Here is a 23,852-nt window from a genome sequence, read left to right on the forward strand (position 1 = left end):
GCACCCGCGGCATCGTGGTGGCTGACATCATGACCCGGGTGACGACCGTGGACGAGCTGGAGTGGTTCGTGACGCTCGCCGAGACCGAGCACATGACGCAGGCCGCGCAACGGCTGTCACTGGCCCAGCCGACGCTGTCCCGGGCGCTGGGCCGGCTGGAACGGCGGGTCGGCGCGCCGCTGTTCGACCGGGTCAACCGCAGGCTCCGGCTGAACCCCTACGGCGAGATCATGCTGGAGCACGCCCGGCGCAGCCTCGCCGAGCTCGCCGCCGCCGAGGAACGGATCGCCGCGCTGCGCGATCCGGGGCGCGGCACGATCCGGATCGCGTTCCTGCACTCGATCGCCGCCGGGCTGGTGCCCGAGGTGCTGCGGGCGCACCGCGCCGACGCACCGGGCGTCACCTTCGAGCTCACCCAGGCCGTCGGGCACGAGATCGTCGAGCACGTCCGCGCCGGGCGGGTCGACATCGGGCTGACCGCACCCCGCCCGGACGACGACCGGATCGCCTGGGCCGATCTGCACCGCGAGCCGTTGTGTCTGGCCGTTCCGGCCGGGCACCGGCTCGCCGGCCGCGAGCGGATCGCACTCGCCGAGGCCGGCGACGAGCCGTTCGTGACGCTGCGCGAGCCGATCGGATTCCGCCGGCTGACCGACGAGCTGTGCGCGCGTGCCGGGTTCGCACCGCGGATCGCGTTCGAGGGCACCGAGATCGGCACCCTGGAAGGGTTCGTCGCCGCCGGTCTGGGCGTCGCGATCGTGCCGGAGCCGCGCCCGCACCGCGCCGAGCCCGGCGTCGGTCACCTCCGGCTCACCGACGGCGCGGCGCACCGGATGATCGGCCTGGCCTGGCTGCGGGACCGGCCCCGCCCACCGGTGGTCGCCCGGTTCGCGGAGTTCGTCGTCGCCCGGTTCCGTGCCGAAGGGCCGCCCGACGGCCCGGTTACCCTCGATCCGTGATCATCCGTGATCATCCGTGCCACCCGAGCCGAGGAGCCACACCGGACGTGACGACCACCCGACCGACCTCCCCGGAGAGCACCCGCCCGCTGTCCGGCCTGCACGTCGTGGAGTGCGCCAGCTTCGTGGCCGGGCCCACCGGCGGAATGACCCTCGCCCAGCTCGGCGCCTCGGTGATCCGGATCGATCCGCTCGGCGGCGGACCGGACCACGGCCGCTGGCCCGCGGCCGGGCACGGCACCGGCGACTCGTACTACTGGGCGTCGCTGAACAAGGGCAAGCGGTCCATCGCGCTGGACCTGCGTTCCGAGGAGGGCCGCGAGCTCGTCGTCGCGCTGGCCACCGGCCCCGGCGACGACCGGGGTGTGCTCGTCGACAACGTCGTCGGTCGGCGCTGGATGGCCAACGACGTGCTCACCGCCCGGCGCCCGGACCTGATCCACGTCCGCGTGCAGGGTTATCCGGACGGGCGGCCCGCGGTGGACTACACGGTCAACGCCGAGGTCGGCATCCCGCAGATCACCGGCAGCGAGGAGGGTGCGGCGCCGGTCAACCACGTGCTGCCGGCGTGGGACCTGGTCACCGGCCTGACCGTGTCCACCACGGTGCTCGCCGCGCTGCACCAGCGCAGCCGCACCGGGCGCGGGGTCTACTCCGAGATCGCGCTGTCCGACGTCGCACTCGCCGGCGTCGCGAACCTCGGCTGGCTCTCCGAGGCGGCCGAGACCGGCCACGAGCGGCCCCGGCACGGCAACCACGTGTACGGCAGCTTCGGTATCGACGTGGCCTGCTCCGACGGCCACCGGGTGATGGTCGTCGCGCTCACCCCGGGACAGTGGAGCGCGCTGATCACGGTGACCGGCACCGACGCCGTCTTCGCCGCACTGGAGACCGCGCTCGACGCCGACCTCACCGACGAGACCGAGCGTTACCGGCTCCGCGAGACCATCGCCGCCGTGCTGCGGCCGTGGTTCGGTGCCCGCGACTCCGCCACCGTCGAGGCCGAGCTGAACCGGGCCCGCGTCCTGTGGGGGCGCTACCAGGGGATGACCCACGTCGTCGACGAGCACCGCGCCGGTGCGCATCCGCTGCTCACCGACATCGTGATGCCCGGCGGGACGGCCGCGATCACCGCCCGCTCCCCCATCCGCTGGGACGGTGCGCACGGTGCGGCCGGGGACGCGCCCCGGCTCGGCCGGGAGACCGACGAGATCCTCGCCGGGGAGCTCGGTCTCTCTGCCGCCGAGATCGGTGCGCTGCACGATCGCGGTGTGATCGGCTGATCGGCGGTCATCGCACCGAGAGCACCCGGAACACCGGGATCCGGTCCGCGACGGCGGCGAGTTCGGTGAGCGGGGCGCCGGGCCGCACCGGCAGGTGGGCCCGGGCCAGCGGGGCGCGTCGCAGGTACTCCTGCAGCACCGGCGCCCGCAGTCCCGGCGCGATCTCCACCAGCCGGACCGCTTCCCGCTCGCCGTGCCGCAGCACGGCGTGGCCGGCCGCCGCCCGGACGTTGTGCACCCAGTTGACGTCCGGGCCGAGCATCGACACCAGATGACGCTCCCGTCGACGACGGCCGGGACCAGCGGCACCGCGATCGTGCGGCCACTGCGCCGGCCGATCACCTCCAGCGTCACCAGCCGGTCGGCGCCGAGACCCCGCCCGTTCAGCGCCGCCGTCGCGTGGTCGAGCAGCCGGGCGATCCGGCGTGGCCGTCCACCGCGGTAGAGCCATCGCTGCAGGTTCATCGGACCTCCCGAGGGTCAGTCCTCTACGTTGTACAGGATTGAGCTATACGTTGTACAGTTACCCGGTGAACCGGCCGGAGACCCCGCTGACCAGGGCACGCGTGATCGCGACCGCGAACGACCTGGCCGGCGCGGAGGGGCTGCGTGCGGTGACGGTGCGCCGGGTCGCCACCGAGCTGCAGGTCACGCCGATGGCGCTCTACTGGCACGTCCGAGGGAAGGACGAGCTGCTCGACGGGATGGCCGAGTCGGCACTGGACCGGGTCGATCCCGGCGTCGATCCGGCGCTGCCGTGGCCGGGCGGGATCCGCTCGCTGCTCGGTTCGATACTGCGATCGCTGTGCCGGGACCCGATCGCGGCAGGCCTGCTGACCACCAGGACGATCACCTCGGAACACGGCCTGGAGATCACCGAGTCCCTGCTGGACCTGCTGCGGCGCGGCGGGTTCGCACCCGGGCCCGCCACCCAGGTCGCGCGGCACGCCATCGCCTCGCTGGCGGCGCTGGCCGCCGGCGGCTCCGGGGTCGTCGTCCGGGAGCCGGACGGACCATCGCCGGAGCGGCGCCGGGCCCGGGAGCGTCTCGAGGCGCTCCCGGTGCGGCGCTACCCGCGGCTGGTCGAGGCGGCCGGCCCGCTCAGCGAGGGGGTCGAGCGCGAGGCGTACCTCGCACTCGGCCTGGAACTGCTGGTCGCCGGGATCGTGGCCACCGCCCCGGAGGGCGGCGACCCGTCCTGAACCCGGCGGCACTCACTCCTGCGATGCCGGTGCCGGCTCCTCGTGAGCCTCCCTCCAGCGCTGCACGAGCGCCTGGCTGAACCGGTTGTTGGAGGGCACCTCGATCTCGTTCTCCTCCGCCCACTGGCGCAGCTCCTGCCGCTGCTCGGCGGTGAGACCGGAGGTGGTCCGCCGCCGGGGCTCGTTGCGACGCGCACCCGCCACCGACGAACCGTCCGGGACCGAGGCCTCGATCCGGCCCGCATCCATGTACGGACGCAACACCGTCAACAGCCTCTGGTACTCCCCGGCGGCCAGGTCGATCGCGATCCGCATCTGGTCGAGGTGGATCTCGTGCGACTCCACGCCGTCCTCGGTACCGGTGAGATCGCAGTACCGGATCTCTCTAACACCCACGTGTCAGCCTCCTGCCCGCTCAGCCCTGCGGATCCGACGCGGCATCGCGCGCCCGAGCGGCCTGCTCGGCCTTCTCGGCCTTCTGCGCGCGCTCGGCGGCCTTGCGCAGCGCCGACACCGTCTGCCCGGACAACGCCTTCGACGCCACCGAATCACCGATCTGCCGCGGTGTCATGTGCCCACGCCCACTGGGCGCCAGGTATTCCTGGCCGTCCCGCCCGGTCCGGTACTCCAGACCGGATGCGACCCGCTGGAACCGGGTCCGCCCGCCACGGCGGGCGCCCTCCCACTTCTCCACCCGCACGGCGAGCTCGCAGCAGGTGCAGACGAGACGGCGCAACAGCAGCCCGTCGTCGTCGACACCGGTGAAGTGGATGCCTGCCTGCCGGATGGTCGGGAACAGATGCCTGCCCCGTTCCCGGCAGGCCAGCACCTCATCGGTCACCCGGTCCACGTAGAGGTCGACGTCCTCCTCGGACGCCTTGACCCAACCCGTGTCCTGCTGCTGCTCACCCTGGATGGACTTCGCGGACACCGACTCACCGGTGCCGCCCGAGGTCTCGGCCAACCCCTTCTCCCTTCACCCGGATGCCGAGGCATCCCGCAATCGTCGAACCGATCGCGGACCACCACCGCACCACACTCACCGACAACGACTGCCGAGCGGGATCGACGTTGCCACGCCGACCACCGTTCCGCCTGATCGGTGGGATTGTAGGAACACCGGTGTAACTCCGATCAAGGTGTCGTGAGTCCGGTCTCCACACGGCGCCGAACGGTGCCGCCGTCCGGGTGCATCGCGGGCCCGCCGCGTGGTGTCAGATGTCGAGCACCAGGCGCGGGCCGATGGACCGGGAGACACACACCATCATGACCTCACCGGCCGCGCGTTCGGCGTCGTCGAGCACCGTGTCGCGGTGGTCCGGATCACCTGCGAGCACGCCGGTCTCGCAGGTGCCGCAGACACCGTCGCGGCACGACGAGTTGACGATCACACCGCCGGCCTCCTCCAGCGCGTCGAGTACCGAGACCCCCGGCGGTACCCGCACCGTGATCCCGGAGGCGCGGCACTCCACATCGAACGCCGCGTCGGCGGCGGGATCGGCAGCGGGCGCGGCGGTGAACCGTTCGACGTGCAGCGTCCCGGCTGTCGTGCCTGCCGTACCTGCTGTGCCTGCGGTCGTCGCGGTCATCGCGTCGATCAGCCCGGCCGGGCCGCAGCAGTAGACGAGTGCGCCGGGCGGCGCACCGGCCACGACGGCATCCGGATCGAGCGGGCCGTGCTCGTCCTCCGGGTGCAGCCGGACCTGCGCGCCGTAGCGGGCCAGCTCACCGGCGAAGGCCATGGTGGTGCGCGAGCGGCCGCCGTAGTGCAGGGTCCAGCCGGCGCCCGCCCGGACGGCCGCGGCGACCATCGGGCGGATCGGGGTGATCCCGATCCCGCCGGCGACGAACACGTAGTGCGGTGCCGGGTGCAGCCGGAAGGCGTTGCGCGGTCCGCGCACGGGTACCCGGTCACCGGGGCGCAGGGCGTGCACGCGTCGTGATCCGCCGCCGCCGTCCGGGCGCAGCAGCACCGCGATCCACCAGCTCCGCGGATCGTCCGGGTCGCCGCACAGCGAGTACTGGCGCACCAGGTCCGGGCCGAGCAACAGATCGATGTGGGCGCCCGGCTCCCAGGCGGGCAGCGGGCCGCCACCGTCGGGCACCAGCTCGATCGCGACCACACCGTCGGCCACCGGGACGACGTCGCGGACCACGGTGCCGATGCTGCCCGCCGGCGCTTCGCCGATCCGCCCGGCCGCCTGCTGCACGGTCAACGGGCATCCTCCGGCCGGGGACGCTCGTCGACCACCCGGCGGGCCTTGAACGTCGTCTCCGGCAGCGTGCCGGGCTCCAGCAGCCGGACCGGCACACCGATGTTGACGGCCCGGCGCAGCGCCGCCTCGGTCCGCGCCACGATGTCGGCCCGGAGCGCGTCGGCACCTGTCGGCGTGCCCGACAGTGCCGCCGCGGCGTCCCGGCCGAGCTCGGCGAGCACGGTGATCTCGTCCAGTGCCCCGGGCCTGCTGACCCGGATCTGGAACTCCGGGCCGAGCTCGGGGACCGTCCGCAGGCCGGTCTCGATCGCCGAGGGATACACGTTCGCCCCGCGGATCACCAGCATGTCGTCCAGCCGGCCGAGCACGCCCTCCGGCAGTCGCGGCCACGTCCGCCCGCACGGGCAGGGTTCGGTGCTCAGGTAGCTCTCGTCGCCGGGCGCGAACCGGATCATCGGCTGGGACTCGCGCCAGAGGTGGGTGTAGACGAGCGCGCCGCGCTCACCGGCCGGGATCGGCGTGTTGAGGTCGCCGGTGGCGACGATCTCGGTGTGCACCTCGTCGGAGATCAGGTGCGTGCCGGTGCCGGCCGGGCAGCCGACGCTCGTCTGGAACGGGTACATCTCCGAGGTCGAGCCCGCGTCGATCACGGTCGCACCCCAGCCGTGCTCGATGATCCGGCGGGTCCCGGGCAGGGAGCCCCCGGGCTCGCCGCCGACCAGCAGTGTGCGGACACTGCCCGCGGCCAGATCGACGCCCATCCGCTCGGCGACCGAGAGCAGGTGCACCGCGTACGACGGCGTCGCGGTGAACACCGTGGAGCCCAGCCGGGTGATGAGCTCGATGTGCTTCTCCGACTCGGTCACGCCGAGCGGGAACACGGTCGCGCCGATCCGCTCCAGCCCCTGCAGCACCCCCCAGCCGCCGAAGAACAGCCCGAACGGGAAGCCGACCTGGGCGATGTCGTCCGGCCGGATCCCCGCGCACCACTGGGCCATCGCGTGCACGTCGGCGGCCCGCTGCCAGTCGCGGTGCGAGACCGCGTACAGGGTGGGGGTCCCGGACGTGCCGGACGAGCCGTGGATCCGGGCGATCCCGCCGTCCGGTTCGCGCGGGGTGTAGCTGCCGAACGGCGGGTGCTCGGCCTGGTCGGCGACCAGCATCCGCTTGGTGATCACCGGAACCTTGGTGGTGAAGTCGGTGAGCGAGCGCACCTGGTCGGGATGGAAACCGTGCGCGTCGTAGTGCCTGCGGTAGAACGGCAGCTCGGCGTACACGTAGTGCAGCTGGTGCCGGATCCGCTCCAGGACCAGCCGTTCGCGTTCGGCGTGTGGCCTGGTCTCGCGTTCGGCGTCCCAGAAACGTGGGAAGCCGCGCGCGTCCAGCTCCTCGGCGCGCGCTGCGGACCCGGTCGCGGTGCTCACGGGCGGCTCACCAGTCCCTGTGCCTCGGCGACGTCCCAGTAGGAGTGCAGCCCGCGGACGTGCTGGCCGCCGTCCACCGGCAGGAAGTGCCCGGTGATGCGTCCGGCGGCGGGTGACATCAGGAACAGGGCGACGTCGGCGATGTCCTGCGCCTCCTGGTGCCGGGGCGGCGCGATGAGCGTCCGGTCCAGGAACTCCTGCCCGATCCGGCCGACCGTGAACCCGGCGCCGAGTGGGGTGTTCACCGTGCCCGGCCCGATCGCGTTCGCCCGGATCCGGTGCCGGCCGAGCTCACCGGCGGTGACCTGGGTGAACTGGGCGACCCCCGCCTTCGCGGCGCAGTAGTGGCCGAGACCGTCGGTGGCGGCGACCGCGTTCAGCGAGGAGATGTTGACGATGCTGCCGCCCTCGTCCGCCTCGATCGCCTGCCGGGCGAACGCCCTGGTGGCCAGGAAGGTGCCCTTGAGCAGGGTGCCGACGATCAGGTCCCAGTCCTCCTCGGAGCAGTCCCGGATCAGCGACAGCGAGGCGGTGCCCGCGTTGTTGACGAGGTGGTGGACGGTGCCGAAACGCTGCGCGGCGAGCGCGAAGGCGGCGTCGACGTCGGCCGAGACCGCCACCGAGCCCTCGTGCCAGGCGAGCCGGTCGCCGCCGTCGAGCTCCGCGTCGGCCGCCGCGATGTTCTCCGCCGACAGCTCCAGCACCACGACGTTCGCGCCGCGCGCGAGCAGCGCCGCCGTGATCGCCTTCCCGATGCCGCTGCCGCCCCCGGTGACCAGTGCGGTCCGGCCGGCAACTCCGTCGTCGCTCATGTAGCTCTCCTCGTGTGGTCGGTGCAGATGCCCGGCCGGGCGGGCTCGGCGGTCCCGCCCGGCCGGGAGCCCTCAGCCTGCGCTGCCCTTGGTGTTCCAGCCACCGTCCACCGGGAGGATCTCGCCGGTGCAGAAGCTCGCGTCGTCGGACAGCAGGAACGCCGCCGCGGCCGCGATGTCGGCGGGTGTGCCGAGCCGCGGGATCAGGTGCGCGTCGGTGAAGTTGGCCCGCATCTCGTCGGTGATGCCGGCCAGGATCGGGGTGTCGATCGTGCCCGGGCAGATGCAGTTGACCCGGATCCCGCGCGGGCTGTACTCCATCGCGACCTGCTGGGTCAGGCTGACGACGCCGCCCTTCGCCGCGGAGTACGCGGCGAGGTTCTCCAGCCCCTTGAGCGCGGCCATCGACGCGATGTTCACGATCGCACCGCCGCCGCCGAGCATCCGCGGGATGACCGCCTGCATGCCCAGCCAGACGCCCTTCAGGTCGGTGTCGACGACGTGGTTCCAGCCCGCCTCGGTCAGCTCGACGACGTTGTCCGGGCCGATCGTGTTGGTCACCCCGGCGACGTTGCCGAGCACGTCGACCCCGCCGAAGCCACCGACCGCCTCGTCGACCAGGCGCTTCCAGTCACCGGGCCGGCGCACGTCCATCACGACGTGCGCGGCCCGCCCGCCGTCGGCGACGATCCGCCGTGCGGTGGAGTCGTCGTCCTGCAGGTCACCGATGACGACCGCGGCCCCCTCGGCCGCCAGCCGCAGTGCGATGCCCTGACCGATCCCCTGCACGCCGCCGGTGACGACGGCGACCCGCCCCTCGAACCTGCTCACCACGGCTCAGCCCCGCCCGAGTGCGACGTCGGCGAGCCGGTTGCGGCGCGCCATGTTCTCCCGCGGGGTGAACTGCGGCATCACGTAGCGGGCGAACAGCTCCAGCGAGCGGTTCCATCGGTCGGTGGTCACCCAGTCCCGGGCGTTGATCAGGAAGGTGCCGAAGCCGCCGGTGCCCTCCTCCAGCTCACGCAGCTGACGGATGCAGTCCTCCGGACTGCCGATGATCCAGGGGATCTCCTCGACCATCCACTCGAAGGTGAGGTCGGCGTCGTCCATCCCGTCGCCCTTCTTCATCAGGGCGCCGAGGCCGAGGCCGAGCAGGTACTCGTAGGAGCGCTTGACGCCCTCGCGGATCTCGTTCATCGCCTGGTTGCGGCTGTCGGAGACGTAGACCTCGCGGCTGACCCGCCAGTTCCGGCGGGCGACCGCCGGATCGAGCCCGGCCGACTCGGCCGCACCGACCAGCGCGGCGGCGTGCGCCTGCAGGTCCGGGGCGTTCTCGTAGCCACGGTTGTCGGTCGGTGCGAAGTACACCGACAGCGCCTTCCAGCCCTTGGACCCGCAGCGGGCGTAGTTGTGCGTCCCGGTCAGGCCGGCCACCGCGAACGGCGGCACCTCCTGGTACGGGCCGACCTGGAGCTGGCGGTTCTCGTACTTCCAGTAGACGCCCTCGTAGTTCACCGGGTCGTCGGAGGTGAGCAGCTGCTCGATGATCTCCAGCGCCTCGCTGGTGCGCGGGGCCGCCTCCGCCCGCTCCAGCCCGAACAGTGCCTGGTCGGTCGGCAGACCGCCGCCGCCGAACCCGTACTCGAGCCGGCCGTGGGTCAGATGGTCGAGGAACGCGAGCCGCTCGGCGACCTGGAACGGGTCCTGGTAGGGCAGGTTCACCACCCCGGTGCCGAGCCGGATCCGGCTGGTGACCGCGGACGCCTTCGCGATCATGAACTCGGGGACCGGCACGTTCTCGAAGCCGCCGGTGTGGTGCTCGCCGATCCAGTACTCGGAGAAGCCGAGCTTCTCCGCCAGGACGATGTCGTCGATGTCGCGGTCGTAGGACAGCGTCCAGTTCTCGATCGGGGGGTGCTCGGGCATGGCGAACAGGCCGAACTGCATCGGTCGGATCCTCCTGGCTCGTGGGGTGGGAGCAGAACCACCCGCTCGGTCCGACGTTGGCAAACCGTGGGTAGTTATCGCTGTCGGCGTACAGTGACCTGCTTCACCGTCCATGTCAAGATTCGCGCCTCCGACTGCCGAGAACCAGCAGGAACGCGAGACGGTCGGGAGTTGATTAACTACCGATGGTTTGTTTACATCCTGATCGAGACCACCCCCTGCAACGTCCACGGAGGCCCCGTGCCCGCCCCACCGCTCCCCCGCCCCGCACCGGCGGCCCACCGTGGCCGGGTGACGCCGTGACCGGGCGGGTCGCCGTGCTCGGTGTCGGCACCTCGCACTTCGGCCGCCAGCCCGAGCACGATCTCGTCACGCTCGCGCACGCCGCGGTCACCGAGGCGCTCGCCGACGCCGGCGACACCCGGATCGACGCCGTCTGGGCGGGCACCGTGTTCGGCCCACCGGGCGTGACCCAGCGGGTGCTGCGCGCCTGCGGGATCACCGGAATCCCGGTGATCACCGTGGAGAACGCCTGCGCCAGCGGGACCACCGCGTTCGTCGAGGCGCACGAGGCGATCCGGACCGGGCGCTACGGCCGGGTGCTCGCGCTCGGCCTGGAGCACATGAGCAGCGCGTTCTCCGGTGCGATCACCCCCGAGCCCACCGATCCCGAGCAGCGCAGCGGGCTCGCGCTGCCCGCGCTCTACGCCATGGGTGCGGCCCGCTACCTGCACGACGGCCTGGTCACCGCCGAACAGCTGGCCGCGGTGTCGGTGAAGAACCACGCGCACGCCCTGCACAACCCGCGCGCCCAGTACTCCGGCCGCTACACCGTCGCCGAGGTGCTCGGGTCGCGGATGATCGCCGATCCGCTCACCGTGCTGCAGTGCTGCCCGACCTCCGACGGGGCGGCCGCCGCCGTGCTCGGCGCGGCCGGCCCGGAACCGGCGGTCACCGTGCGGGGGATCGCGCTGCGCAGCGGCGCCCCGTGGGACGACCGCTCACCACACGTCTGGGGGCACGACGTCGTCCGCGACACCGCGGCGGACGCGCTCGCCGCAGCCGGGCTGGACTCGGTGCACGATCTCGACGTGGTGGAGGTGCACGACGCGTTCACCATCGGCGAGATCGTCACCACCGAGGCGCTCGGCATCGCCGCGCCCGGCGACGGCGGCCGGCTGGCCGCCGACGGCAGCACCGCGCTCGGCGGCGTGCTGCCGGTGAACCCATCGGGCGGACTGCTCTCCAGGGGACATCCGCTGGGCGCGACCGGCCTCGCGCAGGTCGCCGAGATCGTGTGGCAGCTCCGCGGCCTGGCGAACGGCCGTCAGGTCGACGGCGCCCGCCTCGGCCTGGTCGAGACGATGGGCGGCGGGGTGTCCGTGCTGGACGGGAACGCCTGCGCCGTCGCCGTGCTGGAGGCACCATGACCCCGACCGCCGCCGACGTCACCGGCGCCGACCTGCTCTCCCCCGAGGCGGTCGCCGATCCCTATCCGCTGCTCGCCGCGATGCGCGAGCACGATCCCGTGCACTGGAGCGAGCGCTTCCGGTCGTGGTTCGTGACCCGTTTCGACGACGTCACCACCGCGCTGCGCGATCCCCGGTTCTCCTCCGACCGGATCACCCCCTACCGGAAGGCGAAGCTCGACGGCCCGGACGCCGATCCGGCACTGCGGGCCGCGTTCGGTGTCCTCGGCGAGTGGATGGTGTTCAAGGATCCTCCCGACCACACCCGGTTGCGCCGGTTGCTCAGCCGCAGCTTCACCCCGCGCGCGGTCGGCCGGATCGCCCCGCGGATCACCGAGCTCGTCGACGAGCTGCTCGACGCCGCACCGCCCGGTGAGCTCGATGTGGTCCGGGATCTCGCCTATCCGCTCACCGCGTCGGTGATCGCCGAGATGCTCGGCGTGCCGCGGGCCGACCAGGAGCGGTTCAAGGACTGGTCCGACCGGATCACCGGCCTGGTGTTCGGCGGCCTGTCCGACTCCGACCGGCACCGCAGCGGCGCCGAGGGGATGGGTGAGCTCACCGGATACCTGACCGAGCTGGTCGCCCGCCGCGAGCGGGAGCCGGCCGACGACCTGCTGACCGGGCTGATCACCGCCCGCGACGAGCAGGACGCCCTGACCCACGACGAGGTCATCGCGACCGGCGTGCTGCTGCTGTTCGCCGGCCACGAGACCACCACGAACCTGATCGGCTGCGGGGTGCGGGCGATGCTCGCCCACCCCGATCAGGCCGCCCGGCTCGCCGCCGATCCCGGGCTGGTCAACGGGGCCGTGGAGGAGATGCTGCGCTTCGACGGCCCGGCCAAGACCGTGGTTCGGCTGATGGCCGAGGACGTCGAGCTGCGCGGCCGGGTGCTGCGCCGCGGCCAGCGGGTCTTCCTCAGCCCGTCGTCGGCGAACCGGGATCCGGCGGCGTTCGACGATCCCGACACCTTCGACATCACCCGCAGGCAGGGCCGCCAGCTCGGCTTCGGGGTCGGGATGCACTACTGCCTGGGCGCTCCACTTGCCCGGCTGGAGACGGCGATCGCGGTCCCCCGGATCCTGGAGCGGCTGCCGGGTGCGGTCCCGGCGGGCGAACCGCACTGGGCGCCGGTGCTGCTCTCTCGCGGCATGGAGCGCTACCCCCTGCGCACGGGCACCGGATGAGCACGCCGCAGGACGACCCGGCGGCCCGGTTCCGGCTCGACGGGCGCACCGCCGTCGTCACCGGGGCATCGGCCGGGCTCGGCGCGCACTTCGCGCTGGTGCTGGCGCGCGCCGGTGCCGATCTGGTGCTCGGCGCCCGCCGGGTCGCCGAGCTGGAGGCGGTGGCCGACGCGGTGCGCGGTCTGGGGCGGCGCTGCGTCGCCGTCCGCACCGACATCGCCCGGGACGAGGACTGCCGGGCGCTGGTCGCGGCCGCCGCCGAGCTGGGCGGCCCGGACGTGCTGGTGAACAACGCCGGCACCGGCTACGCCGCCCGCGCCGAGGACGACGACCCGCAGCGCGCGGCCCGGCTGCTGGAGACCAACCTGCTCGGCACGCTGCAGATGTGCCGGGCCGTCGGCCGCGCCATGATCGACAACGGGCGCGGCGGCTCCATCGTCAACGTCTCCTCGGCGCTCGCGCTGAGCACCGGCACCGTGCCGCAGGCCGCGTACTCGGCGTCCAAGGCCGGGATGCTCGGGCTGACCCGTGATCTCGCGCAGCAGTGGTCCGGGCGGCACCGGATCCGGGTGAACGCACTCGCGCCCGGCTACGTCTCGACCGAGCTGACGGCACCACTGCTCGACGACGAGGGTGCGCACGCCCGGGCGCTCACCCGGATCCGGATGGGCCGGATCGGCGAGCCGGACGAGCTGGACGGGCCGCTGCTGCTGCTCGCGTCCGAGGCCGGCTCCTACATCACCGGCAGCACCCTGTGCGTCGACGGCGGCTGGACCATGCACTGACCCGGAGACCGGCGCCCGCATCGAACCGCCACGGCATACGACGCGGCATACGACGCGGCGCAGCGGGCACCGGTCAGTGGGTGAGCTCGGCGAGCGCGGTGTCCAGGATCTCCAGGCCACGCCCGATCTCGGCCTCGGTGGCGGTCAGCGGCGGCGCGATCCGGAACGTGCCGCCCATCCCGGGCAGCTGCACGATGTTCATGTGCAGGCCCAGCTCGGCGCAGCGCCGGGTGACCGCGGCGCCGAGCGCGTCGACGCCGGCGTCGGTCTCGGGTGCGCCGCCGCGCGTCGGCGCTCCGACCAGCTCCAGCCCGACCAGGAGCCCCCGGCCGCGGACGTCCCCGATCACCGGGTGCCGGTCGGCGAGCTCGCGCAATCCGTCCTGCAGCAGCGTGCCCAGGTCGCGGGCCCGCTCGTCGAGCCGGTCCCGGAGCAGCACGTCCAGCACGGTGTTCCCGACCGCAGCCGGCAGCGGATCGTTGACGTGCGTGGTGAGGAACAGGAACCCGCGGTCGTGCGCCTCCTGCTCGATCTCGGCGCTGGTCAGGACCGCGGCCAGCGGGAGCCCCGCGCCGAGGGTCTTGGACAGCGTCAGGATGTCGGGGACGACGCCGTCGCGCTCGTGCGCGTACCAGTCACCGGTCCGGCACAGCCCGGTCTGGGCCTCGTCGAGGATCAGCAGCATCCCGCGCTCGCGGCACTTGTCGCGCAGCGCCGCCAGGTAGCCGGGCGGCAGGTCGACCATCCCGCCGGAGCTGAGGATCGGCTCCACCAGGCAGGCCGCGAGGCTGCCGACCGACTGGGCGTCGATCAGGTCGAAGCCCAGATCGAGCTGGCGGCGCCAGTCCAGGTTCCCGTCGGCGTCGACGATCGAGGGCCGGAACCGGTCCGGCACCGGCAGCGCGAAGTTGCCCGGTGCGCCGGGTCCGTAGCCGGACCGGCCGGCGACGTAGGTGGCGTTCGCGGCGCCCTGGGTCATGCCGTGCCAGGACCGGGCGAACGAGACGATCTCGTGCTTGCCGGTGACCAGCTTCGCCATCCGCAGCGCCGCCTCGTTCGACTCGGCGCCGGTGGTGAGCAGCATCGCCCGGTCCAGCGGGTCCCCGAGGGACTCGGCGAGCCGCCGGGCGAGCTCGACGACCGGCCGCGACAGCATCCCGCTGTAGAGGTGGTCGAGCCGGCCGACCTGGTCGCGGATCACCTCGACGATCTCCGGATGCGAGTGACCGAGGATCGCGCTCATCTGCCCGGAGGTGAAGTCGAGCAGCTCGCGGCCGTCCTCAGTGAACACCGAGGTGCCCTTCGCGCGCTCGATGATCCCGGGGGTGAACCCGCCCGCGTAGCGGATGAGATGGCTGGTGGGGTCCGGCATGCCTCGAGGCTAGGAACCACCGGCGTGCACGTCCATCACACGATTCCGACGCTGCTGTTCGGTTCCGGTGCACAGCGGGCACACTGCGGGGGTGCTGAACCCCTGGCGGCTGCGGATGCTCGGGCTGCTCGACAGCCTGGGCACCGTCCGTGCGGTCGCCGAGACGCTGCACGTCAGCCCGTCGACGGTGTCCCAGCAGCTCGCCGTGCTGGAGACCGAGACCCGCAGCAGGCTGCTGGAGCGGTCCGGGCGCCGGGTCAGGCTGACCCGCACCGGGATCGCGCTGGCCCGCCGGGGCCGGGAGATCCTGGACCGGATGGCGGAGGCCGAGGCCGAGCTGCGCGCGCTGAACGACGAGCCGATCGGCACCGTGCGGCTGGGTGTGTTCCAGAGCGCGATCCATCCGCTCGCCGTCCCGGCCACCGCCCGGCTCACCGGGTCACATCCGCACCTGCACGTCGAGCTGGTCGAGGCCGAGCCGCACGAGAGCGGACCGGCGCTGCGCACCGGTGAGCTGGACGTCGTCGTCACGACCACCGACTTCGTCGAGTTCCCGTGGAGCCGCGACCTGGAGATCGTGCCGCTCGGGGTGGATCCGGTGGTGCTGGTGCTGCCGCCGGACCACTCACTGGCCCGGCGCCGGGTGGTCGATCTCGCCGCCTGCGCCGGTGAGCTGTGGGCCTGCGACCGGCCGGGCTCCTACATGGACGAGCTGACCCGGCGGCTGTGCCGGGAGTCGGGGTTCGAGCCGCGGGTGGCCTGCCGCTTCGGCAACTACCTGCTGACCCTGCAGCACGTCGAGGCCGGCCGGTCGGTCGCCCTGCTGCCCGCGCTCGCGGTGGCGCCCAGCCACGACGTCGTCACCCGGGAGCTGACCACCCCGGTGCACCGCAACGTGGCGATCGTGCGCCGCCGCGGGACGGCGCTGCGGGCGGCGGTGGACGCGGTCGTCGAGGCGCTGCTCGACCATCCCGACATCCCGGCGCTGGCCGCCCCCGGTTCACACCGGGGCCGCCGGGCGGCGGACGCGGAGGGGCCGGGGAGGTATGTGGCCCGGAATTCGCTCACCGAGTGAGCGGATTCCCTCGACGGACGGGTCCCTCCGGTGCCCGGGCGACCCGGGCACCGGAGGGGCGGGCCCGCAGGTGTGCCTGATCCCGGAATCCGCTCACCGGGTGAGCGGATTCCGGCACGGGGATGTCCCACGTGGACCACGGGGACAGCGCGCCGGTGATCGGATGAGCCGCGACACCTGTGGGGCGGTGCTGCGCGGTGCACGACACGCTCTCAGACGGTGCCGCGCCCGGCGAGCACCTGGGCGGCGAACCGCTCCCCCATCTGCACGTGGGTGATGGCGGCCGGGTGCAGATCGTCCGGCAACGGGTACAGCTCGGCGTCGTCCGGGCCGTACAGCGACAGTCCGTCGACGTACCGCAGGTTCGGGTCGTCAGCGCTGCGCTCGGCCACGATCCGGGCCAGGTGCTCGCGCACCACCCGCAGGGTGAGCTTCCCGGCGGGCACCTCGGCCGGGTCCCCGGTCGCGACGAACCGCATCCGGCCGGTGGCGAACGAGGCCGGATCGAACGCACCGGGCCCCGGCGTGTCCTCGTGGATCGGGCAGTGGATCGGCGAGACGACGAACAGTGGGGTGTCCGGGTGCCCCTCCCGGACGGTGTCGAGGAACCCGTGCACGGCGGGGCCGAAGGCCCGCAGCCGCATCAGGTCGAGGTTCACCAGGTTGATCCCGAGCTTGAGGCTGATCACCTCGGCCGGGGTGTCCCGGATGGCGCGCGCGGTGAACGGGTCGAGCAGCGCGCTGCCGCTGAAGCCGAGATTGACCAGCTCGTACCCCCCGGCCGCGGCGGCGACCGCCGGCCAGGTCCCCAGCGGGTGCTCCGCACCCGTGCCGTGGCTGATCGAGCTGCCGTGGTGCAGCCAGCGCGGGTGCCGCCGCTGCGCCGGATGCAGTGCGGCGTCGGCGCGCAGCCCGGCGATCTCGACGGTCTCGGTGTGCGGCAGCCAGATCTCCAGCAGCTTGGGGCCGGCGGGGAGATCGTCGAACACGATCGTCGTGGGCTCGGCGGCGCTGCTCTCCCGGGCGCCGGTGGCGGGATCGATGCTCACCGTGGTCGCGCTGTCCAGGCTCGCCCGCGCGACCGGTCGGCCGTCGACGGTCAGCTCGAACACCCCGGGCGGCCGCGCGGGCAGCCCGAGGAACGCGAACCGGGTCGCGAGTGCCGTCAGTTCGACGCTGCTCGCCTCGGTCTCCGCCACCAGCCGGACCCCGGACGGCTGGGCCTCGGCCATCGCCAGCTGCGGGTCCCGGGCCTGGGCGAGCGCCGCCGCGGGGAGCCGGTGCGGACGGATCCCGACCGGTGTCCGCTCGAATTCCAGCGCGCCGCGGAACAGCTCCGCGGTGACGGGGATGCTGACCGGTCGCGCGGTACTGCGCATGCTCGTGCCTCCGGCGGGTCGCCGCACCCGGGATGGGCGCGCTCGGGACCGAGCAGACACCGTGCCGCAACGGCACGGTCAACCGGGGTGTGCTCAGCCGAGCGCCCGCTCGTACCACCCCAGGAACGCCTCGACCGACGCCTCCACGACCGGCGAGAGCGGCCCCGGCCGGTACCCGCGGGAGGCGATCCCGGCGTAGGCCTGCTCGCACAGCGCCCAGTCCTGCTCGGAGGTGGCACGCCAGACCGCGGTGAGGGCGTCCCGGTCGACCGCGCCGGCGTCGGCACGGACCAGGAAGCACAGCTCGACGTCGGTGGTGCCGGCGTCGACCGGGGTGAGCCGGGTGGTCACCGCGTAGTCGCTGTTGGCGTGCGCCCACATGTCGGGCAGCCCGACCACCCGCAGACTGCCGGCGTCGGCGGCGCCGAGCCGTCCGAGGAACGGCGCGACCGGGCGGCCGTCCAGCGACTCGGTGACGAAGCCGTCGCGCAGCGGCAGCCGGGCGACCCGGTACCAGGCGCCGTCCGGGAAGCTGACCTCCGCCGATGCCAGCCCGCGCCGGGCCCAGCGGGAGCGGGCCCGCGCCACCGCGGCGTCGTAGCGCGGGTTCGACCGGAGGTCGCCGTTCACCCCGAGATCGAAGTTCGACAGCGTGAACTCGGGATGGCTGCCCGCGCAGTGGTAGCACTCCCGGTTGTTCTCCACCAGCGTCTTCCAGTTCGCCGCGACCCGGTAGCGCAGCCGGGTCTCGATCCGGGCGTCGGCGAGCCGGTGCGGCGCGAGCTGCGGGCCCAGCGCCTCGGCGAACCCGGAGATGTCCGGCGGCTCGTCGGCCAGGCAGACGAACACCAGTCCCTCGATCTCGTGCACCGCGGCCGGGGCGAGCCGGTACGCCGAGACCCCGAAGTCCTCTCCCATCAGCCGCGCCGAGCGCAGCGTTCCGTCGGTGCGGTAGACCCACTGGTGGTACGGGCAGACGAAGGCGCGCACGCATCCGCGGTCGGCGGTGGTGAGCCGGGACCCGCGGTGCGCGCAGACGTCGTGATGGGCGTGCAGGGCGCCGTCGTCGCCGCGGACCACGATCACCCGGTCCCGGCCGACGTCACGGGTGAGGTAGTCGCCCGGCTCCGCGAGCTCGCAGGTGTGCCCGGCGAACAGCCAGCCGCCGGCCCAGATCCGCTCCAGGTCCGCGGTGAACACCTCGGGATCGGTGTAGGCGGCCTGCGGCAGCGACCAGCCGGGCCGCCGGAGCCGGACGGCGGTGTCGGACAAGGCGGTGGCGGAGCGGGCTGTGGCGGACTGGGCGGTGTCGGACTGGGCGGTGTCAGACATGGAACGACCTCGGGAAGTGCGGATCGGTGAGTGCCGGGCGGTCGAGCGCGAACGTCTCGACCGGGTGTCCGGTGCGGCCGGTGAGTGCGAGCTCGGCCAGGATCCGGCCGAGCAGCGAGGCGAACTTGAACGCGTGCCCCGCACCGACCGCGACGCTGACCCGTGGCGATCCAGGCACCGTGCCGAGCACGAGATGCTGATCCGGCGGCATCGTGTACAAGCAGGTCTTCGTGTACAGCTCCGGCCCCAGCATGCCGGGCACGTGCTCGACGAGGAATTCCTCCTGGCGCTTGCGGCGCAACGGGTCCGGCTCGAAGGTCCGGGAGTCGGCGGTGACCTCGGGGCCGCCCATGTGCTGGCCGAGCTTGGTGGCGACCTCGCCGTGCACCCCGAACCCGTAGTAGTTCTCGGCGCCGTGCCACATGAACACCGGAAACCGCTCGGGTGCGAAGTCGATCAGGTTCGGGGTCGAGTAGTAGGTGACCTGCTCCTGGGTGACGGTGAGCGGGAGGGCCGGCGTGAGCCCGTCCAGCACCTCGTTGGTGCGCGCGTCGGCCGCCACGACGACGTGCTCGGCCCGGTAGACCTCGTCGTCGGTCACGACCTCGACGTACCGGCCGGCGTCGTGCAGCGCCCGCACCGGGCTGTTCTCCCGGATCTGCGCGCCGTACCCGCGGGCCAGTGCGACGTGTGTGGCGTTCGCCCGGCCGGCGTCGACGATGCCCGAGCGGCGCTGGTACAGCGCCCGCTCGGAGCCGTGCAGCCGGAACTGCGGCCAGCGCGCGGTGAGCGAGTCCGCGTCGAGCAGTTCCATCTCGACGCCGTGCCGGGCGGCGACCGCGACGTAGCCGTCGATGTCGCGTCCGCCGGTGTCGAGACCGCGCCGGGCCGCGACGTCCTCGATCACCAGGCCGCCGGTCTCGGTCACCAGGGTCTGGCCGGAGAGGCTCTCGATCTGCTGCCAGGTGCGGTAGGCGTCCGGGGCGAGCGCGGCGTAGACGTCCTGGTGCTGGGCGAGCCGGATGATCCGGCTGTGGTCCTGGCTCGCACCGTTGTGGTGGCCGAGGGTGTGCCGTTCGAGCCCGAGCACCCGGGAGTACGGCGCCGCGGTCCGGGCGAGCCAGTACAGCGCGGCGGAGCCGATGCCGCCGCATCCGACGACGACGAAGGGATGGTCACGGTTCACTGTGGATCTCCCGGAGGTAGGCGCGCCCCCACCCTGACCCCGCCGGCGCCGCCGTGGGGCCGATCCGTGATCGGCCGTCCCGATGCTGCGATAAGGCCGACCTTATGATTCGGGGATGGACGTCGAGCTGCGTCAGCTGCGGGTGTTCCTGACGGTCGCCGCCGAGCTGCACTTCAGCCGGGCCGCTGCCCGGCTGCACGTCAGCCAGCCCGCGCTGAGCCAGCAGATACGGACCCTGGAACGGGCCCTCGGGGCGACGCTGTTCGACCGCACCAGCCGGGCCACCGAGCTGACGCCGGCCGGGCGGGTGCTGCTCGACGCCGCACCGCGGGTGCTGTTCGAGGCCGAGCGCGCGGGGACCCGGGTCCGGCAGGCAGCGGAGGGGGCGAGCGGGCTGCTCGTCGTCGGCTCGGTCGGAACGGCGCTCGCCTCGATCGCGCCACGGATCCTGCGCACGGTCCGGGGACGGTTCCCGGACCTGCAGATGGACGTGTCCCAGCACGACACCGCCGCCCAGATGATGATGTTGGCCGAGGAGCGGCTGGACGTCGGGCTGGTCCGCTCGGCGGCGCCGACGAACGCGGTGGTCGTCGAGGAGCTGGTCACCGAGCCGCTGCTGGTCGTGCTCCCCGGCGACCATCCGCTGGCCCGGCACGACACGGTGGACGCCGGCGCGCTGGCCGGTGAGCCCTTCGTGCTGTGGCCGCGGCCGCTGGGCGCCGAGTTCTTCGACATCATCACCGGCTACTGCCGCGACCACGGGTTCAGCCCGCGGATCGTCGCCGAGGGCGCCGACATCGAGACCCAGCTCAGCCTGGTCGCGGCCGGGATCGGGGTGTCGCTGCAGCCGTCGTACTACGCCAACCTGCGCCCGCCCGGTGTCGCGTTCCGGCCGCTGTCCGGCGACGTACCGTCGGTCGCGCTGCAGGTGGCGTGGCGCCGGCGCAACCGCTCCCCCGCGGTGACCCACTTCGTCGACGCGGCCCGGGAGTGCGCCGGCACAGGGCACGACGGCACCGGGTGAGGCCGGCGCGCCCCGGGTCCCGGCTCAGGTCATCTCCTCCGGACGCTCCGGCCAGCCGGGAACGATGCCGAGATGCTCATCGACCCGGCCCGGGAACCGCGGCGGCCGCTTCTCCAGGAACGAGGTGACGCCCTCGCGTGCGTCCGCCCCGCGACCGAGATCGCGGATGGCCGCGGAGTCGAGCCGGTGCGCCTCCCACGGGGACGACGCCCCGAGCATCGACCACAGCAGCCTGCGGCTCAGCGTGACCGACACCGCGGAGGTGTTCCGCGCGATCTCCTCGGCGAGCCCGCGGGCGGTGCCGATCAGCTCGTCGTCCGGCACCACCCGCGAGACGAGCCCGCCGGAGCGCGCCTCCTCGGCGTCGAACACCCGGCCGGTGGCGACCCACTCCATCGCCTGCGAGATGCCGACCACCCGGGGCAGGAACCAGCTCGACGCCGCCTCGGGCACCAGCCCGCGGCGGGCGAACACGAAACCGAAGCGGGCCGAGGCGGCGGCGATCCGGATGTCGGCGGGCAGCGTCATCGTCGCGCCGATGCCGACCGCCGGGCCGTTGACGGCGACGATCACCGGCTTGAGCGAGGAGGCCATCCGCAGCGAGACGACGCCGCCGCCGTCCCGCGGTGCGCCGCCGACGGTGCCGAAGTCACCGCGCTCGGCGGCCCGGGACTCGTCGTCGGCGTCGAACGAGCGCTCCCCGCGACCGAGATCGGCCCCCGCGCAGAAGCCGCGACCGGCCCCGGTCAGGATCACCACCCGGATCGCGTCGTCGGCGTCGGTGGCATCGAACGCGGCGACCAGCTCGCGGGCCATCGTCGCGGTGAAGGCGTTGAGCCGGTCCGGGCGGTGCAGGGTGATCGTGGCGACCCCGGAGTCGACGTCGACCCGGATCTCGCTGTACTCGCTCATCGGGCCATCCTGCCCCGCTCGCAGCGCCCGGACGACACCGGCCGACCGGCCGGGCCGGGCCGCCACCGGCCGGGCCGATGAGCCATGCTGACGCGATGAGCACCGCCGAGGACGTCCACCCGGGTGCGCCCCGGCGCGGCGGCGGCCGGGACGCGATCACCGCTGCCGCCCGCGCGAGCTTCGCCGAGCGCGGCTATCACGGCACCTCGATCCGGGACATCGCCCGGCTGGCGGGGCTGTCGCTGTCCGCCCTCTACTACTGGCACCCCAGCAAGCAGCACCTGCTGGCCGCGCTGATGGAGGAGATCACCCACGACTACTTCCAGCGCTGCGATCTCGCCCTGCGCGAGGTCGGCGACGATCCGGCGGAACGGCTGTGTGCGCTCGTCCGGGTCACCGTGGAGTACCGGGTGAGCCGGCGGGTGGAGAGCAACATCGCCAACCTCGAGTGGCGCAATCTCGAACCCGAGAACCGGGAGCGGCTCGCCGGCCTGCGCCGCGGCGCGACCCGGCTGTGGGCGGACATCATCGACGACGGCGTCGCCCGTGGTGTCTTCGGCTGCCCGCACCCCGACGACGCCCGGCGGGCCGTCGTCGCCGCCTGCAACGCGATCGTGCAGTGGTACGAGCCCGACGGCGACATCGCGCCGCAGGAGCTGGCCGAGCGCTACACCGGGATCGCACTGCGGATCGTCGACCACCGCGGCTGAGCCTGAATCCACCGATAGTTCGGGGTGGTTCGGCGTGGTGACGGGAAGAGGGTGCTCCTGAGCAGGACGATTGCGGTTCTCACACCAAGCAACGTTCTGGACAAGGGAGCACCCTCTTGGTGCAAGCATCCCACGCGCTCGACCGGATCCAGGTCAGCGCCGACGACGAGTCGTTGATCAACGATGCCGGGCTGCTGCTGCCGGCCACGTTGGGGCAGCGACTCGGCCTGCCAGGCCTGCTCGACAGCCGGGTCACCGCCGGCGCGAACGCGGGGGACAAGTGCCTGAGCGTGATCCACTCGGCGTTGGCCGGTGGGGACTGCATCGACGACGTGAACGCGCTGCGTGCCGGCGCCACCGAGACAGTGCTCGGCCATCGAGCGGTCGCGGCGTCGACGGTGGGTACGTTCCTGCGGTCGATGAGCTGGGGACACGCCCGCCAACTCGACGCCGTCGCCCGAGCTGTCCTGGCCCGTGCCGCCGGGCTCGGGGCGGTCGAGACGACCCCACCCGACGACGCTGCGGTGGTGGTCGATATCGACGCGACCCTGGTCGAGACCTACGGCTTGGACAAGTCCGGGGCCCGGCAGGTGATGCGCACCGGTCGCCGCGGCTACCACCCGCTGCTCGCGGTGATGGCCGGGACCGGTGACGTGCTGCACGCCCGGCTGCGTCGGGGCCGCACCAACGACTCCAGCGGGGCCGGGTCGTTCCTGGCCGAAACGCTGTCCCGGGTCCGGGCCGCGGGCGCAGGCGGGCCGGTGGTGGTGCGCGCCGACACCGGGTTTTACCTCGCCGACGTGCTCACCGCATGTCGTCGTCACCGGGCGGGGTTCTCCGTCGGCGCCCGCATGATCGGCCGCATGCGCGCCACGATCGCCGCGATCGACGAGTCGCAGTGGACCCCGGTGCCCTACTTCGAGCCCGGCGCCGCGGTCACCGAACTCGGCTGGCGCGTGTTCGACCGCGACCACCGCCGCCGCGACGGGCTCCCCGGGCGACACCGCGGCGCCGGGGTCTGGGTCCGGCTGATCGTGCGCCGCACCCCGACCCCACCGGCGATCCGGGACCGCCGCGCCGCCGCCGGACAGCTGGAGCTGTTTCCCGGCTACGACTACCACCCGTTCATCACCGACCAGTCCGGCGACCCCGTCGAGCTCGACCGGTTCCACCGCGCCCACGCCGAGGTCGAACTGGCCATCCGCGACCTCAAACACGGCCTCGCGCTGAGTCACCTGCCCTCGAAACGGTTCGGCGCGAACCAGGCCTGGCTGGTCCTGCAGACCCTGGCCCACAACCTGGGCCGCTGGAGCGCCCGTCTGGCCGGGCTCGCCGCCACACCCCGCCAGACGATCAAGACCCTGCGCCGGCGCTACCTGCGCGTCGCCGCCCGGCTGAGCTCTCACGCCCGCCGCCACCAGCTACGACTACCCGCCCACTGGCCCTGGGTCCACGCCTTCATCGCAGGCCTACACCGACTTCGCGCCCTGCCAGGACCAGCCGGCTGACCTCCGTCACCGACCCTGACCAGCCACGACCCGAGGACCCGGAAACCCCCACTCCAGGCACCCTCAT

Annotated in this window: 23 protein-coding genes; 10 read left to right on the top strand and 13 right to left on the bottom strand. The window is 73.2% G+C overall.

The window, feature by feature from the left end; genetic code table 11:
* Positions 1 to 38 precede the first annotated feature (38 nt).
* A complete protein-coding gene (locus Pdca_RS18290) occupies positions 39 to 959 on the top strand; it encodes a LysR family transcriptional regulator (RefSeq protein ID WP_197719756.1) in 921 nt (306 codons plus the stop codon).
* Positions 960 to 1,006: 47 nt separating this feature from the next.
* The gene (locus tag Pdca_RS18295; RefSeq protein WP_085911221.1) at positions 1,007 to 2,242 is read left to right on the top strand and encodes a CoA transferase; all 1,236 of its coding nucleotides are present in this window, start codon (positions 1,007 to 1,009) and stop codon (positions 2,240 to 2,242) included.
* Positions 2,243 to 2,249: 7 nt separating this feature from the next.
* On the opposite strand, the gene Pdca_RS36970 is transcribed toward Pdca_RS18295, so the two are convergent.
* Positions 2,250 to 2,510, bottom strand: coding sequence for a hypothetical protein (locus Pdca_RS36970; RefSeq protein WP_232021044.1), 261 nt, complete (start codon positions 2,508 to 2,510; stop codon positions 2,250 to 2,252).
* A 262-nt stretch (positions 2,511 to 2,772) separates the two neighbouring features.
* Between Pdca_RS36970 and Pdca_RS18305 the strand changes: the two genes are divergently transcribed.
* Positions 2,773 to 3,444, top strand: a complete 672-nt coding sequence (locus Pdca_RS18305) for a TetR/AcrR family transcriptional regulator (protein WP_232021045.1) — start codon at positions 2,773 to 2,775, stop codon at positions 3,442 to 3,444.
* A gap of 12 nt (positions 3,445 to 3,456) precedes the next feature.
* Here the strand turns inward: Pdca_RS18305 and Pdca_RS18310 are convergent, their stop codons facing one another.
* The 7 genes from Pdca_RS18310 to Pdca_RS18340 form a co-directional block, all read right to left on the bottom strand.
* Positions 3,457 to 3,840, bottom strand: coding sequence for an Lsr2 dimerization domain-containing protein (locus Pdca_RS18310; protein ID WP_085911222.1), 384 nt, complete (start codon positions 3,838 to 3,840; stop codon positions 3,457 to 3,459).
* A 19-nt stretch (positions 3,841 to 3,859) separates the two neighbouring features.
* A complete protein-coding gene (locus tag Pdca_RS18315; protein WP_085911223.1) occupies positions 3,860 to 4,408 on the bottom strand; it encodes a hypothetical protein in 549 nt (182 codons plus the stop codon).
* A 250-nt stretch (positions 4,409 to 4,658) separates the two neighbouring features.
* Complete coding sequence (locus Pdca_RS18320) at positions 4,659 to 5,609, bottom strand: PDR/VanB family oxidoreductase (protein ID WP_085911288.1); 951 nt, start codon at positions 5,607 to 5,609, stop codon at positions 4,659 to 4,661.
* A 47-nt stretch (positions 5,610 to 5,656) separates the two neighbouring features.
* Positions 5,657 to 7,084, bottom strand: a complete 1,428-nt coding sequence (locus Pdca_RS18325; RefSeq protein WP_085911224.1) for a phenylacetate--CoA ligase family protein — start codon at positions 7,082 to 7,084, stop codon at positions 5,657 to 5,659.
* Positions 7,081 to 7,896 (bottom strand): SDR family NAD(P)-dependent oxidoreductase, encoded by an 816-nt coding sequence (locus Pdca_RS18330; protein ID WP_085911225.1) that lies wholly within the window; start codon positions 7,894 to 7,896, stop codon positions 7,081 to 7,083. Before Pdca_RS18330 ends, Pdca_RS18325 begins: the two co-directional genes overlap by 4 nt.
* A 72-nt stretch (positions 7,897 to 7,968) precedes the next feature.
* Positions 7,969 to 8,727, bottom strand: a complete 759-nt coding sequence (locus Pdca_RS18335; protein ID WP_085911289.1) for an SDR family NAD(P)-dependent oxidoreductase — start codon at positions 8,725 to 8,727, stop codon at positions 7,969 to 7,971.
* Between the two features lie 6 nt (positions 8,728 to 8,733).
* Positions 8,734 to 9,843 carry an LLM class flavin-dependent oxidoreductase gene (locus Pdca_RS18340; RefSeq protein ID WP_085911226.1) on the bottom strand — a complete coding sequence of 370 codons (1,110 nt, stop codon included), beginning with the start codon at positions 9,841 to 9,843 and terminating at the stop codon, positions 8,734 to 8,736.
* 299 nt (positions 9,844 to 10,142) lie between these two features.
* Here Pdca_RS18340 and Pdca_RS18345 point away from each other — a divergent pair, with 299 nt between their 5' ends.
* The 3 genes from Pdca_RS18345 to Pdca_RS18355 are packed head-to-tail and all read left to right on the top strand — an operon-like array spanning position 10,143 to position 13,287.
* Positions 10,143 to 11,273 (top strand): thiolase family protein, encoded by a 1,131-nt coding sequence (locus Pdca_RS18345; protein WP_232021046.1) that lies wholly within the window; start codon positions 10,143 to 10,145, stop codon positions 11,271 to 11,273.
* Positions 11,270 to 12,502, top strand: coding sequence for a cytochrome P450 (locus tag Pdca_RS18350; RefSeq protein ID WP_085911228.1), 1,233 nt, complete (start codon positions 11,270 to 11,272; stop codon positions 12,500 to 12,502). The genes Pdca_RS18345 and Pdca_RS18350 overlap by 4 nt, the downstream gene beginning before the upstream one ends.
* On the top strand, positions 12,499 to 13,287 hold the full coding sequence (locus Pdca_RS18355) for an SDR family NAD(P)-dependent oxidoreductase (protein WP_085911229.1): 789 nt from the start codon (positions 12,499 to 12,501) through the stop codon (positions 13,285 to 13,287). The genes Pdca_RS18350 and Pdca_RS18355 overlap by 4 nt, the downstream gene beginning before the upstream one ends.
* A gap of 73 nt (positions 13,288 to 13,360) precedes the next feature.
* Here the strand turns inward: Pdca_RS18355 and Pdca_RS18360 are convergent, their stop codons facing one another.
* Positions 13,361 to 14,659 (bottom strand): aspartate aminotransferase family protein, encoded by a 1,299-nt coding sequence (locus Pdca_RS18360; protein ID WP_085911230.1) that lies wholly within the window; start codon positions 14,657 to 14,659, stop codon positions 13,361 to 13,363.
* Between the two features lie 91 nt (positions 14,660 to 14,750).
* Between Pdca_RS18360 and Pdca_RS18365 the strand changes: the two genes are divergently transcribed.
* A complete protein-coding gene (locus tag Pdca_RS18365; protein ID WP_085911290.1) occupies positions 14,751 to 15,734 on the top strand; it encodes a LysR family transcriptional regulator in 984 nt (327 codons plus the stop codon).
* 212 nt (positions 15,735 to 15,946) lie between these two features.
* Here Pdca_RS18365 and Pdca_RS18370 read toward each other — a convergent pair whose 3' ends face one another.
* The 3 genes from Pdca_RS18370 to solA all read right to left on the bottom strand — a co-directional run bounded on the left by Pdca_RS18370 (position 15,947) and on the right by solA (position 19,631).
* On the bottom strand, positions 15,947 to 17,113 hold the full coding sequence (locus Pdca_RS18370; protein WP_085911231.1) for a GDSL-type esterase/lipase family protein: 1,167 nt from the start codon (positions 17,111 to 17,113) through the stop codon (positions 15,947 to 15,949).
* Between the two features lie 93 nt (positions 17,114 to 17,206).
* Positions 17,207 to 18,445 carry an aromatic ring-hydroxylating oxygenase subunit alpha gene (locus Pdca_RS18375; protein WP_085911232.1) on the bottom strand — a complete coding sequence of 413 codons (1,239 nt, stop codon included), beginning with the start codon at positions 18,443 to 18,445 and terminating at the stop codon, positions 17,207 to 17,209.
* Entirely contained in the window at positions 18,438 to 19,631 is a 1,194-nt protein-coding gene (gene solA / locus Pdca_RS18380) for an N-methyl-L-tryptophan oxidase (RefSeq protein ID WP_085911233.1), read from the bottom strand. Before solA ends, Pdca_RS18375 begins: the two co-directional genes overlap by 8 nt.
* Before the next feature lie 115 nt (positions 19,632 to 19,746).
* On the opposite strand from solA, the gene Pdca_RS18385 reads away from it, so the two are divergent.
* A complete protein-coding gene (locus Pdca_RS18385) occupies positions 19,747 to 20,655 on the top strand; it encodes a LysR substrate-binding domain-containing protein (protein ID WP_085911234.1) in 909 nt (302 codons plus the stop codon).
* Between the two features lie 24 nt (positions 20,656 to 20,679).
* On the opposite strand, the gene Pdca_RS18390 is transcribed toward Pdca_RS18385, so the two are convergent.
* Positions 20,680 to 21,567 (bottom strand): enoyl-CoA hydratase-related protein, encoded by an 888-nt coding sequence (locus Pdca_RS18390; protein ID WP_085911235.1) that lies wholly within the window; start codon positions 21,565 to 21,567, stop codon positions 20,680 to 20,682.
* 95 nt (positions 21,568 to 21,662) lie between these two features.
* Here Pdca_RS18390 and Pdca_RS18395 point away from each other — a divergent pair, with 95 nt between their 5' ends.
* Both Pdca_RS18395 and Pdca_RS18400 read left to right on the top strand, forming a co-directional pair.
* A complete protein-coding gene (locus tag Pdca_RS18395) occupies positions 21,663 to 22,277 on the top strand; it encodes a TetR/AcrR family transcriptional regulator (RefSeq protein WP_085911236.1) in 615 nt (204 codons plus the stop codon).
* Positions 22,278 to 22,396: 119 nt separating this feature from the next.
* Positions 22,397 to 23,785 (top strand): IS1380 family transposase, encoded by a 1,389-nt coding sequence (locus Pdca_RS18400; protein ID WP_125911460.1) that lies wholly within the window; start codon positions 22,397 to 22,399, stop codon positions 23,783 to 23,785.
* The last annotated feature ends 67 nt before the right edge of the window (positions 23,786 to 23,852 follow it).

It is taken from the genome of Pseudonocardia autotrophica, from assembly GCF_003945385.1.
GTDB classification, from domain to species: Bacteria; Actinomycetota; Actinomycetes; order Mycobacteriales; family Pseudonocardiaceae; genus Pseudonocardia; species Pseudonocardia autotrophica.